Genomic DNA, 12,834 nt, shown 5'->3' on the forward strand with positions numbered 1-12,834 from the left:
TTCGGAAATTGATGTTTTTTTCTTATATTTGCCTTGTAAAATTTTACAATCATATAAGAAACTATTGATTTTTGTATCTGCGGTCGAAAGACTTTATGTGGAAACCCTTTGATAGTTAGGGATTTAGTCAGTCCTTGCACCTATTATATTCGCTTAAAATGTCGTTATGATGGGAAGGGTTTTTTTTGTGCATTTATCTGTTATATTTTTATTTGCATATTAGGTAGCTAAAAATGCTGGATACGATGAAAAATACGTTCTGTGTCATTCTGTTATTTTATACAGAAAGGCATTTACATCTTAGATTGAATTAAATACTCATCAAGTAAAAATCTATGAAAGATTTGATTATTGTGGGAGCTGGTGGCTACGCCAAGTCGGTACTTGACTCCTATGACTATACTAATTTTCGCATGGTTGGATTCTTGGATGATATCAAACCGGTAGGTGCTGAGCATCAAGGATATAAGGTGCTTGGAAATGATATCAGTGATGTAGACCAACCTTCTCATTATGTATATTTCATTGCTATCGGCAATAACGCCAAGCGGAAACTATGGTATGACCAGCTGAAAACAGCAGGTCTCTCGCTGATTAATGTTATAGACCGAACGGCTTTAGTATCACATAGTGCAACAATTGGTGAGGGATGTTTTATAGGAAAGTTGGCAATACTTAATCATGGCAGCTCGGTGGAAAATAATTGTGTCATCAATACCCGTGCTCTTGTGGAACATGGATGCATCATACACAATCATGTGAATATTTCAACGAATGCTACATTGAACGGTGACGTTGTCGCTGAAGAAGGATGTTTCGTTGGTAGTTCATCTGTGGTTAATGGACAGTTGACTATCGGAGCTTGGTCATTGGTCGGTTCTGGTGCTGTGGTTTTGCATGATATATATCCTAAAACAACCGTGGTGGGTGTGCCTGCAAAAGAAATCTCTTCTACTCGACAAAAATATAATGCATTATAAAAACAAAGACTTATAGCATCATCTATGAGTGCACATCATACGTTTATTATCGCTGAAATCGGTTGCAACCATAATGGAGACCCTGCTCTTGCTAAGAAAATGGTAAAAGAGGCTAAGGCTTGTGGAGTTGACGCCGTTAAGTTTCAAACATTTAATTCATCTGAGCTTATTTCCAAGTTCGCACCAAAGGCAGACTATCAAAAGATAACGACAGGTGCGGAAGGTAATCAGTTGGAAATGACGCGTAAGCTAGAACTATCTCACAATGACTTTATTCAGTTGCGAGACTATGCCAAAAGTTTGAATCTTGAAACATTTTCTACTCCTTTTGACTTGGAATCGATAGAATTCCTAGAAAAGGAAGGTCAGAATATCTGGAAAATTCCTTCTGGTGAAATCACCAATTTACCCTATTTAGATAGAATTGCGCAAATCAAATGCAAAAATAAACAGATGATACTCTCGACAGGTATGGCTACGATTGAAGAAGTCAAGACAGCTGTGAATCTGTTGACTCGTTTTGGAAGTCGGGAAGAACTGATAATTCTGCATTGTAATACAGAATATCCTACACCAGATGAGGATGTAAATTTAAGTGCTATAGATACGCTTCATGAAGAGTTTCCTGACATTCGTATCGGTTTTTCTGATCATTCAGTAGGATATGTGGCTGCTATAGGAGCTGTTATGAAAGATATCGTGCTTATAGAGAAGCATTTTACGCTTGATAAAAATATGGCAGGACCTGATCATAAAGCTTCTGCTACACCACAAGAAATGAAGGCATTGGTAGATAATGTTCGTAGAATTGAGATTATCAAAGGTGAGGGTGGAAAGAAGGTTACGGAGTCAGAACGCAAAAATATAACGATTGCACGCAAGTCTATTGTAGCCAGAAAGGCAATCAAGAAGGGTGAAGTATTGTCTGAAGATAATATAACTTGCAAGCGACCAGGTAATGGCATCAGTCCGATGCATTGGTTTGACGTACTTGGAACACAAGCAATCCGTAATTTTGAAGAAGATGAACTCATTAGTATGAGTGAACAGGTAATGTCAAACGAAATAGATCCGCATATACTAATCTCGGAAAAAAAGAAAAAGCTAGCAGGTCTTGTTAACACTATACAGGCGAGAATTGATGAAAAAAAATATATTCTACAGGATGATGATCCTGAAAAAATCTGTTTGATAGGACATTCTCAATTTGATAAGTGGTCTATTGAACATCTCGGAACAAGAGTTGTGAAAAATGCAGGTATCAATGGCATATCTACTCGCCAATATATCAATATGATACTGAAACCAGGTTTGCTGGATTTGTCACAGAAAGAATATGTACTCATTTTAGGTACTAATGATATCATATATCCATTGGCAGACCATGAAATCTGTGATGATATCAACACTATTATTAACACAATACAGCATGCTCAACCGGATGCTCATATCATACTGGTAGAGATTTTACCCGTTCGGGGAAGACTTGATCGTGATAATTCAAAAATAGAACGTGTTAACCGTGTGATCCGTCAACATTTGCCAAAGGGTGTAGAACTGATTACTAATGAGGCTTTCCAAGATCAGCGTGGGGATATTAAGGTTGAGTATGTCGTAGATGGCTTGCATCTAAGTACTCAAGGATACGAACTGCTAAAAAGTCTCATAGAAAGGAAGATGAAATGAAAAGAATGGCATTAATCCCAGCTCGTTCTGGGAGTAAGGGGCTCAAAGATAAAAACATCATTGATCTTTGCGGGAAACCGTTGATGGCCTATTCGATAGAACCAGCCATTGAAAGTGGGCTTTTTGATCAAGTGATTGTGTCTACTGATTCAGAACATTATGCAGATATCGCTAGACGATATGGTTCATCAGTCATTATGCGTAGTGCAGAATTAGCATCGGATACCGCCACTTCTTTTGAGGTGATCGCTGATGTATTACACCGACAGGGCAATATGCCAGATGAACTTGTTTTGCTTCAGCCGACATCACCAATGCGTACAGTGAAGCATATTCATGAAGCTGTTTCATTATTTGAATCTAATTGGGATGATTTTGACTTTCTTGTTTCGGTGAAGCAAGCTGAACATGTAAAGGATTTAGTGAATATGATAGATGACGATATGTCGTTAAAATATTTTGATAAAGATTTTTCGAATTATCGTCGACAGGCTTACCATGATTACTCTCCGAATGGAGCCTTCTTTATGGCCAAACCAGAAGCTTATCTGAAGCAGAAACATTTTTTTGGAGCTCGAAGTATTGCTTATATGATGAGTGATGTGGATAGTGTGGATATAGATCATGCGCTCGATTATGAGTTGGCAAAAATCATTATGAACAAGAGATTGCATGGAAAAATATAAAGTTTGTTTTGTAGCAGGTTCGAGAGCAGATTACGGCATTGTGCGTCGTTATATAGCTCTTTTAAACTTAGATGAGAATATTGATTTTGCCATTCTTGCTACTGGAGCTCTGTTATCAGAAAAGTATGGACATGCAGAAGATCTTATCATTCAGGATGGATTTAAGATAGATTATGCCTATCAAGTACATCTTAGGAATGAAAAACTGAGTGATACAACACATGTGATGGCCGATGTTCTTAAAGCCTTTGGTGATTATTTCCAGAATCACCAATATGATTTGGTTATCATATTGGGTGATCGATATGAAATATTCTCTGTAGCAATAGCAGCAGCTATGCATCATCAGCCTATATTGCATATTCATGGAGGGGAAGTTACTTTGGCCAATTATGATGAATTCATTCGTCATAGTATTACCAAGATGAGCCGTTATCATTTTACTTCTACAGAGGAGTATCGAAAACGGGTCATTCAGCTGGGTGAATCTCCTTCTACCGTTTTTAATCTAGGTGCTCTTGGTGCGGAGAATTGTTTGTTTATAGATGAGGCTAACATCCCTGATATCATTAAGAAAATTGAGCCTAAGACTTGTTTTACAGTACTGTTTCATCCAGAAACGCTCAATGAGCAGTCTCCATGGAAACAGGTACAACAAGTCTTATCAGCAGTAGAGAGCTATATCGATAGATACGATTTTTATTTTATAGGTTCTAATGCTGATACTGGTTCAGATCAGATTCGTCAGGAGATAAAAACTTTTTGCAAGGCGCATAAAAAAGCAATGTATGTAGAGAATCTTCATCCTGATGCTTATCATGAACTTGTCAAAAAGTCGTTAGCATTGGTTGGAAATTCAAGTTCAGGAATTATAGAGGTTCCATCTTTGGGCAGCTATACCATAAACATAGGTAATCGACAAACAGGAAGGGTTAAAGGCAATAGTATCATAGATGTAGCCTGTCAGACATCTCTAATCAAGGAAGCTCTGATGTTTGTTATTCAGCACAAAAACAAACAAATAGATACTCCATATTATCGTTCAAACTCTGCAGAGTTATACTATAAAACAACAAAAAAGATATTAGCTCATGTTAGAAATCTAAATTATAAAGATTTCTATGACATACCATAAGCAGTTGGTATTATGAAATATAAAAAGAAAGATTATAATCGGGTATGTTATGTTGCTACCATATATGTACTGATGTTGTATCTGCTGTACTCTTCAGAAGATGAAATCAGACAAACTCTATTTATCATAGACCAAGGTAGTATGCCAGATAGTATTTCCGACAAACTTATAGGTCAGGCAATTATAGTTAATAATCAAAAGTATCAAGGAAAAATCTATCAGTATCTAGTGAATCATACGCATGGAAAATTCCGAAGTAGGATAGAAGCATGGTATTGCAGAAGAACCTATGATTATTATGTCCCAAAATTTGAAGGAGACGAAGTTGTTTTTGCTCAAGACCACCTTTATCTATCGCCTTATATTTGCGGGCGAGAATTTACATTGTTTGAGGATAGTCCCATGAATTTTTCCGTGAGATATTCTAAGGGCGCTGATAAAAAAGAGAAACCAGCCAGTAAAAATATCAAGTTTAGAAATTATCTTTATGGAAAGGGCTATCTTTATAAATGGGGAAATTCTCCTTTTATCAAGAAGATAATACTTACGATTGATGATCCTGCTCCTTATATTCAAGACAAACAGCGAGAGATTATAAATATTCAAAAGATTTGGCGCAATTCTCCTGCTGAGAAACAAGCGATAATCAATCAAATTTTTGATTTAAAGGAGGAAGATATACAAAAGTTGAATAGTAAGCCAATCGTAATACTGACTCAGTCTTTGTATAAAGATATGGTTTCTACGGAAATTCATACCCAAATCTATCAAAAAATAGTGAGCAATTATCCTGCTGATCAGATTATGTTAAAAGTGCATTATCGGGATCAGTTTGATTATCGTTCGTTATTCCCGCATATTATGATATATAACAAGCCAATACCAACCCAGCTCCTGACATGGCAGGGATGGAAACCACGACGATTGGTTACTTGCTATTCGAGTGCTGTATGCGATATTGCATCTGACGCTGAAATTGATTGGTATGGAACAGAAATAAATGAAGAGTTACAAAAAAAAGAAGGTGTAGTCCAGCCTCCTTCTGGAGTGAACCTTTGTCATTAAAACATTATCAATTAGCATCAATATGAATACAGATTATTCAAAACTCCTAACAATTGTAGTGCCAGCTTATAATGCCGAGAACGATATCGCACGCTGTCTAGATTCTTTGGTTTTAGAGCAGAAATACATGGATGAGTTAGAAGTTTTAGTTGTCAACGACGGATCAACGGATCATACGTCTGAAATAGCTCATTCTTATGAGAGGGCATACCCATGCACATTCCGTGTGATAGATAAAGAAAATGGTAATTATGGTTCTTGTATGAATATCGGCTTATCGATGGCTCAAGGAAAATATTTCAGAACATTAGATTCTGATGATACCGTAAAGATGAGGGGACTGGTACAATTACTATTGGCGATTAAAGAAACGAAGGCCGATCTGATTGTTACAGAAAAAATAAAATATTATGAGGGTGATTCAAAGTCGATACATTATCCTTTGCCACCTCAGGTTCCTGTAAATATTGATGTTGATAGTTCGAAGGGATTGTGGCAGATACCAAATTTAACATATAACATGGTGGTGATGAGTATGACTTATCGTACTCAGTTGCTTAGAGATATTCATTTTCATTGGCATGAGAATATATTCTACACAGATAGTGAGTTTTGTTATTTCCCAATGAAACATGTGCAGATTGTAAGATTTGTCGATGAGCCATTTTATGTATATTATATCGGAAAAGACGAACAGTCAACAAGTGCAGTAGGTTTACGAAGAAATTTCGACTCGTTTAAAATCATTGTAAATGATTTAGTCGATGACTATCTTACAGTAGATTACACACTCCCAATGTTTCCTATTCTAAAAAATGTTGTAGAAGAGCGGTACCTTCGCTATTTCTATATGTATATGTTGATTGATGGCTTTAAGTATCGCAAAGATATCCTTGCTGTAGATCAAAAATTAAAACAGTTACCTGGTTTATATCATCGTGTTGCCAAGAAATTTAATTTTATAGGACATGATTACATAACACCATATCGTATGTCAGCTTATCATCCTAAATACTTGTTACTGTTATTGTATCGTAAGATAGCAATGTCTAAGACAATTAGGAATATCTTAGGAAAGGACGAAATATACGGAGGAATCGCTTAATGAAAAATGTAGCTGTAATATTTGCGGGAGGAGCAGGAAAACGTATGAATACGGTTTCTCGTCCAAAACAATTTCTGGAGCTTCATGGTAAACCGATTATTATCTATACCTTGGAATTATTTGATGTGCATCCAGATGTAGATGGCATAATTGTCGTATGTATTGAAAGCTGGATACCCTTCTTAAAGAAAATGCTGAAGAAATTTGAAATTACCAAGGTAATCGAAGTTGTCCCTGGTGGTGAAACTGGTCAGGATTCTATCTTTAATGGATTGCAATCAGCATATAAGCATTTCCCAGAAGATAGTATTGTGATGATTCATGATGGTGTACGACCTTTAATAACAGAAAAGACGATAACAGACAATATTCTACAAGTGCAAAAAACACGTTCTTGTATTACGTGTATTCCTGCTACAGAAACTTTAGTGGTGAAACAATCGGATGATTCTATGCTCATTCCTAGTCGTAAAGATTCTTTGATTGCTAGAGCTCCACAAAGCTTTATTTTGAAAGATATTTATCATGCTCATCTTCAAGCTCGCAAAGAAGGCAAACATGATTTTATTGACAGCTGTACCATGATGAGCTATTATGGTTATAGCATGTCAACCATTATTGGTCCTATGGAAAATATCAAGATTACGACACCAACAGATTTTTTTGTGTTTCGTGCCATGGTAGAGGTTCATGAAAACCAACAAATTTTTGGATTTTAATTTCGTTTTATGTTTAGTTATCTACATCCGATAGTTCAGAAAGACTTAGAGGAAATCGCATCATCTTCTATTCTGAATTTTAAAAAGTTAGAGAATAAGACAATATTAGTAACGGGGGTTAATGGTATGCTCGCTACTTATATTACTTATACTTTATTATATCATATAGAACATTTTCATCAAAATATCCGCGTATTAGCATTAACCAGAAGTATAGATAAGACTAACTGCTTATTTGAAGAATTCTTAGATAAAGATTATTTTGAAATAGTCCATCAAGATATATGTGCCCCAATAAAGTATATGGATAGAGTAGATTATATATTTCACTTTGCAGGTAATGCAAGTCCATATTATATTAATCACCAACCAGTAGATATTCTTCGGTCTAATTTGGAGGGTACTTTTAATATTATGGAACTAGCCCGTAAAAATGAAAGATGCAAAGTCATTTTTACCTCAACTCGTGAGGTATATGGCAAGGTAGATGAAGATAGTCTGTCTGAGAATTCTTTTGGTAGTCTTGATCCGTTAGATAATCGTTCGTGCTATCCTGAAAGTAAACGTGCAGCAGAAACTATTATCCGAAGTTATTTTTTACAGTATGGCGTAGATACGACCATAGCACGTATAGCTCATAGCTATGGGCCTGGTATGAAGATTGTCAATGATGGAAGAGTGATGGCAGATTTTATAGGCAATGCTGTTCGCCATGAAAATATCGTTTTAAATAGTAGTGGCGAGGCTGTTCGTGCTTTTTTGTATCTAAGCGATGCAACAATAGCTCTATTCAAATTAGCCTTTGATGGTCAAGCTGGTGAAGCGTATAACCTGTCAAATGAAACGGAACCTTATCCTATATACCAGGTGGCCCAGATGATTTGTGAAATTTCAAAGGATGATATCCAGGTTATTTTTTCTAAAGATAAACCGAAGGCGGGATATTGTAATTATCCACGAGTAGCATTAGACAATAGTAAAATAGCAAAACTTGGATTTTTACCTCAGGTTAATTTGAAAGAAGGACTAATACGCACTCTTAATAGTTTTGAATCATGAAAGAAATGACATTACAAGAGCTACACGAAGTTCAATTGGCAATGCTTGATGCTGTGGATAATTACTGCCGTTTGAACCATCTTCGTTATTCCTTGGGAGGTGGAACTCTTTTAGGTGCAGTTCGTCATCACGGATATATTCCTTGGGATGACGACATTGACATTATGATGCCACGACCTGATTATGAAAAATTTATGCGTTATTTCAAGCATGAATACTATAAACTATATGATTATAGAACAGATGATACATGTGGTTTCTCTTTTGCAAAGTTAATAGATACACGTACAATCGTTCAAGAATATACCATAACGTACAGCGTGTTTATAGATATTTTCCCTATTGATGGTCTCCCCGCACCAGAAGAATTACCTCTTTACCTTGAAAAGCTTAATAAACTGAAGTGTGAAATATCAGTAAGTATTCGAACAACTAGAGGTAATTGGATTTCGAATATGTTAAAGAATATAATTAAGAAATGCTTATATCGTTCTCGAAAATCAATAGTAAAAGACTATGATGCTTTTCAACAAAAGTATAACTTTAATACATCAAAATTTGCTGGAGCTATTGTAGGACGTTATGGTGAAAAAGAATTAATGTTTGCTGATGTCTTCAAGCATTATGTAGAATTACCATTTGAAAACAGACAGTATCAGTGTATTGCTGATTATGATAGTTATTTAAAAAAACACTATGGTAATTATATGCAGTTGCCACCGAAAGACCAACAGGTCGCGAATCATTCTTTTAAAGCCTATTGGAAATAGAAAATAATGGAGAAAACAAACAATAGGACTATAGCAAGAAATACACTTATGCTTTATGGCCGAGCAATTTTAATGATGATGATCGGTCTTTATACTTCTCGTGTGATTTTGAATACACTGGGTGTATCTGATTTTGGTATATATAATGCGGTAGGTGGAATTATTGCGATGTTTGGTATCATTTCTTCTTCATTAAGCAATGCTACTTCTCGAACGATAACTGTGGCCATTGGTAAAGGGGATATAAGGCAGATTAAAGCAGCTTTTGGAAATTTGAAAGTTGTTTATTATATCATGTGTTTTTTCGTTGTTTTGTTGGGTGAAACTATAGGTCTATGGTTCTTATATCATAAGATGTCGATACCTGCAGATAGAATGGATGCTGCGTTTTGGGTACTTCAATTTACGATATTCACAACAGTCTTAAATTTTATATGTGTGCCATATAATTCAGCTATAATAGCTCACGAGCGGATGTCTGCATTTGCTTATATATCATTAATGGATGTCATTTTGAAATTATTGATATGTTTCTCGTTATCCATAATACCGTATGACAAATTGATTATTTATGGTATGTTAATGGTAGGTGTGTGTATAATTGATAGAATAATATATGTAGTCTATTGTAATAAACGTTTTCCTGAAGTACATGCCAAACCACGTATAAATAAAGAGCAGATTAAGGATATTTTATCAATTTCCGGTTGGACTTTAAGTGGAAATTTTGCGTGGATTTTGAATACTCAAGGAATTAATCTTATATTAAATGTCTTTTTTGGTCCTATCGTTAATGCAGCTCGTGGAATTGCCCTTCAAGTGCAGGGAGTAATGGCCCAATTTGTTACTAATTTCCAAACGGCCATAAATCCACAGATAACAAAAAGTTATGCGCAAAGCAATTTTCAGCGGATGCATGAGCTTTTGAATATGAGTAGTAAATTCTCTTATTTATTGATGTTGGTAATGAGCATACCCGTTTTGGTAGAAGCACCTGTTATATTGAAATTTTGGTTAAATCATGTACCAGAACATACCGTAGTATACCTTAGAATTATCCTAATATATTCTATATTGACAACCTTATCTAATCCTTTATGGGTATCAGTACTAGCAACAGGTCAGCTCAAAAAATATCAAATTTATGATAATGTAATTCAGCTTCTTGTAATACCAATATCATATCTTGTTTTTAAATATTTACAAGCAGATTCTTACTGGGTGTTTGTTATTCTACTGATATCAGAAATATTAGAAATTTTTATCCGTGTTTGGATAGTTTTACCTTTAATACACCATCAGTACTCGCGGTATATTCGTGAGGTTATTTTACCAATAATAGGGGTAACTGTTACTGCACCTATTATTCCGCTCTTGCTAAATGGTCTCATTGGGCAAGAATTTTATAATTTTATTTTTGTATGTATCTTTTCTGTTTTATGTTCGCTCGTCTCTATTTGGCTATTCGCATTAAACCATCATGAACGATCTTGGATTCAGAACTTCGCTAAAGAAAAGATACTTAACTATAAAAAGTAATTTATGAATCCTAAAATTTTAGCATTGTATTTACCACAGTTTTACCCGACAATAGAAAATGATGAATGGTGGGGTAAAGGTTTTACAGAATGGACAAATGTTGCATCAGCCAAGCCGCTATTTAAAGGGCATTATCAGCCCAAAGTTCCCTCTGAACTTGGATTTTATGATCTAAGGTTGTCTGAGGTTAGAGAAAAGCAAGTCGAGCTAGCAAAAGAAGCAGGTGTGACAGCTTTTTTATATTGGCATTATTGGTTTGGGAATGGAAAACGTTTGTTATCGGATGTCTTTCAAGAAGTTCTTGATTCTGGACATCCAGATTTCCCTTTTGCTTTAGCGTGGGCAAATCATAGTTGGTATGCTAAAACATGGGATAAAAGTTCGCCAGATAAACTTCTTATGAAACAAGAATATCCTGGTGAAGAAGATGCAAGAATGCATTTTGAATTTCTGCTTAAAGCTTTTCGTGATCATCGATATTATAAAGTTGATGGCAAGCCATTTTTGTTTATATTTAGACCAGACGAAGTGCCAGTAGATTATCTCAAAAATTTTAGACGCTGGGCTAAAGAAGCAGGATTTCAAGACCTATATATTGTGGCAAATGTCTGGTCTGAATCGGCTACTCTAGATCAGTATAGAAAAAAAGGATATGATGCGATTACGGTAAATCGTATACTTAATGTCTTATATGATGAATATAACCAAATGCCTTTTATCAAACAATGTCTTATTCGTCTGGGAAGACTGTGGAATCAAAAATTTCGCGGAATACCAAAGGGTGCATTAGATTATAGAAAAAAATATAAAAAATTTATTCTTCCAAAAGACAAGGAAATAGGAGTAATACCAGAAATCTTTCCGAATTGGGATCATAGTCCGCGTAGTGGGAAAACAGGAGCGAGTACGATATATTACAATTCAGAGCCAGAGTTTTTCTATAAACATGTAAAAGAGGCTTTAGATGCTATAAAAGATAAGCCGGAGTCTGATCAGATGTTAATTTTGAAATCATGGAATGAATGGGGAGAGGGTAATTATATGGAACCCGATTTGAGATATGGACGAGGCTATATAAAAGCCTTGCGTAAGGCAATTGACGAATATTCTAATCAATAATCGCTTATGTTATTATCTGTGATTATTCCGATGTATAATGCTGAAAATTATATTCGGCGATGTGTCGAGTCTTTGTATCAGCAGAATATTATGGATTCGGATTTTGAAGTTATCATTATAAATGATGGTTCTATAGACCAGTCATACCAACAGGCATGTATTTTATCAAAAGAACATGCAAATATAATCTTAATAGATAAAGAAAATGAAGGACAAAGTGTTGCAAGAAATATAGGCATTTCACGTGCGCAAGGTGATTATTTGATCTTTGTTGACTCCGATGATTATCTACAATCAGGGCAAATGGCAGAGGCTATAAAGAAATGTCAAGAGGAGCAATTGGATATTTATATGATGCAAATGAAGGTTATGCGCCCTGATGGTAGTTTGCCTACAGAACTTAGAACATGGAACTTTTCAGAGGAGGAAGTCTTTTCTGGCGAATATTTATTGTTGCATGGTTATTATCCTTCATCTGTTTGTGCAAAAATTTTTAATCGTAGTTTTGTAGAGCACTCCAATATAAGATTTATAAAAGGTATTATTCACGAAGATTCTGACTTTTGTTGGAAATTGTGTGCATTGGCAGGTCGTATAATGTTTAGAAACGTTTGGGCTTATACATATTATTATAATTCTCAATCTACTGATAGAAAGATAAATAGAGAAAAACTGATGAAGTCTGCTTTTTCAAATGTGGTCATCTGCTCTGATTTATATACCTTTTCTCAGTCCCGACACATTTCAGTTGCTTTGAGCATTTTTTTTCAGAAATTAGTTAATTCTATGTATTTGTCAGAGTTTTATAAACTTGCATGTAATAAGGATATTTCTTTTAATGATTTTATACAGTTTGTAAAGGAATCAAAACGCTATAAGGTATTACCTTTACATGGATGTTGTAAATCTGGGAAAGCAAGATTAGGCAAAATTTCGATTAATATTTTGTCTTTATTATTTTAAGAAAACAA

General features: G+C 35.2%; 12 protein-coding genes. All 12 read left to right on the forward strand.

Annotated features, from left to right (window positions below):
* The first annotated feature begins 335 nt into the window (after positions 1-335).
* Genes L6471_RS06285 through L6471_RS06345 form a run of 12 tightly spaced genes read left to right on the forward strand, consistent with a single transcriptional unit; the run spans position 336 to position 12,826 of the window.
* On the forward strand, positions 336-980 hold the full coding sequence (locus L6471_RS06285; protein WP_006283471.1) for an acetyltransferase: 645 nt from the start codon (positions 336-338) through the stop codon (positions 978-980).
* A gap of 24 nt (positions 981-1,004) precedes the next feature.
* Complete coding sequence (gene neuB, locus L6471_RS14175) at positions 1,005-2,666, forward strand: N-acetylneuraminate synthase (RefSeq protein ID WP_006283472.1); 1,662 nt, start codon at positions 1,005-1,007, stop codon at positions 2,664-2,666.
* A gap of 5 nt (positions 2,667-2,671) precedes the next feature.
* Positions 2,672-3,352 carry an acylneuraminate cytidylyltransferase family protein gene (locus tag L6471_RS06300; RefSeq protein WP_237797574.1) on the forward strand — a complete coding sequence of 227 codons (681 nt, stop codon included), beginning with the start codon at positions 2,672-2,674 and terminating at the stop codon, positions 3,350-3,352.
* On the forward strand, positions 3,339-4,487 hold the full coding sequence (gene neuC, locus L6471_RS06305) for a UDP-N-acetylglucosamine 2-epimerase (RefSeq protein ID WP_237797575.1): 1,149 nt from the start codon (positions 3,339-3,341) through the stop codon (positions 4,485-4,487). The genes L6471_RS06300 and neuC overlap by 14 nt, the downstream gene beginning before the upstream one ends.
* Positions 4,488-4,499: 12 nt before the next feature.
* Positions 4,500-5,552, forward strand: coding sequence for a glycosyltransferase family 52 (locus L6471_RS06310; protein ID WP_237797576.1), 1,053 nt, complete (start codon positions 4,500-4,502; stop codon positions 5,550-5,552).
* Between the two features lie 22 nt (positions 5,553-5,574).
* Positions 5,575-6,657: a glycosyltransferase family 2 protein gene (locus tag L6471_RS06315; RefSeq protein ID WP_006283476.1), complete on the forward strand. Its 1,083-nt coding sequence runs from the start codon at positions 5,575-5,577 to the stop codon at positions 6,655-6,657.
* The gene (locus L6471_RS06320) at positions 6,657-7,376 is read left to right on the forward strand and encodes an IspD/TarI family cytidylyltransferase (RefSeq protein ID WP_006283477.1); all 720 of its coding nucleotides are present in this window, start codon (positions 6,657-6,659) and stop codon (positions 7,374-7,376) included. Before L6471_RS06315 ends, L6471_RS06320 begins: the two co-directional genes overlap by 1 nt.
* 9 nt (positions 7,377-7,385) lie before the next feature.
* Positions 7,386-8,435 (forward strand): NAD-dependent epimerase/dehydratase family protein, encoded by a 1,050-nt coding sequence (locus L6471_RS06325; protein WP_237797577.1) that lies wholly within the window; start codon positions 7,386-7,388, stop codon positions 8,433-8,435.
* Positions 8,436-8,440: 5 nt separating this feature from the next.
* The gene (locus L6471_RS06330) at positions 8,441-9,205 is read left to right on the forward strand and encodes a LicD family protein (RefSeq protein WP_162091564.1); all 765 of its coding nucleotides are present in this window, start codon (positions 8,441-8,443) and stop codon (positions 9,203-9,205) included.
* A 6-nt stretch (positions 9,206-9,211) separates the two neighbouring features.
* On the forward strand, positions 9,212-10,744 hold the full coding sequence (locus L6471_RS06335) for an MATE family efflux transporter (protein ID WP_027454132.1): 1,533 nt from the start codon (positions 9,212-9,214) through the stop codon (positions 10,742-10,744).
* Positions 10,745-10,747: 3 nt separating this feature from the next.
* Positions 10,748-11,863 (forward strand): glycosyltransferase WbsX family protein, encoded by a 1,116-nt coding sequence (locus L6471_RS06340; protein WP_006283481.1) that lies wholly within the window; start codon positions 10,748-10,750, stop codon positions 11,861-11,863.
* Between the two features lie 6 nt (positions 11,864-11,869).
* The gene (locus L6471_RS06345; RefSeq protein ID WP_006283482.1) at positions 11,870-12,826 is read left to right on the forward strand and encodes a glycosyltransferase family 2 protein; all 957 of its coding nucleotides are present in this window, start codon (positions 11,870-11,872) and stop codon (positions 12,824-12,826) included.
* The last annotated feature ends 8 nt before the right edge of the window (positions 12,827-12,834 follow it).

Source organism: Segatella bryantii (genome assembly GCF_022024215.1).
Classification (GTDB): domain Bacteria; phylum Bacteroidota; class Bacteroidia; order Bacteroidales; family Bacteroidaceae; genus Prevotella; species Prevotella bryantii.

Bases quoted from the DNA above. Each gene is read 5' to 3' on its own strand.
- L6471_RS06285 (WP_006283471.1), top strand. From the start codon at position 336: ATGAAAGATTTGATTATTGTGGGAGCTGGTGGCTACGCCAAGTCGGTA.
- neuB (WP_006283472.1), top strand. From the start codon at position 1,005: ATGAGTGCACATCATACGTTTATTATCGCTGAAATCGGTTGCAACCAT.
- L6471_RS06300 (WP_237797574.1), top strand. From the start codon at position 2,672: ATGGCATTAATCCCAGCTCGTTCTGGGAGTAAGGGGCTCAAAGATAAA.
- neuC (WP_237797575.1), top strand. From the start codon at position 3,339: ATGGAAAAATATAAAGTTTGTTTTGTAGCAGGTTCGAGAGCAGATTAC.
- L6471_RS06310 (WP_237797576.1), top strand. From the start codon at position 4,500: ATGAAATATAAAAAGAAAGATTATAATCGGGTATGTTATGTTGCTACC.
- L6471_RS06315 (WP_006283476.1), top strand. From the start codon at position 5,575: ATGAATACAGATTATTCAAAACTCCTAACAATTGTAGTGCCAGCTTAT.
- L6471_RS06320 (WP_006283477.1), top strand. From the start codon at position 6,657: ATGAAAAATGTAGCTGTAATATTTGCGGGAGGAGCAGGAAAACGTATG.
- L6471_RS06325 (WP_237797577.1), top strand. From the start codon at position 7,386: ATGTTTAGTTATCTACATCCGATAGTTCAGAAAGACTTAGAGGAAATC.
- L6471_RS06330 (WP_162091564.1), top strand. From the start codon at position 8,441: ATGACATTACAAGAGCTACACGAAGTTCAATTGGCAATGCTTGATGCT.
- L6471_RS06335 (WP_027454132.1), top strand. From the start codon at position 9,212: ATGGAGAAAACAAACAATAGGACTATAGCAAGAAATACACTTATGCTT.
- L6471_RS06340 (WP_006283481.1), top strand. From the start codon at position 10,748: ATGAATCCTAAAATTTTAGCATTGTATTTACCACAGTTTTACCCGACA.
- L6471_RS06345 (WP_006283482.1), top strand. From the start codon at position 11,870: ATGTTATTATCTGTGATTATTCCGATGTATAATGCTGAAAATTATATT.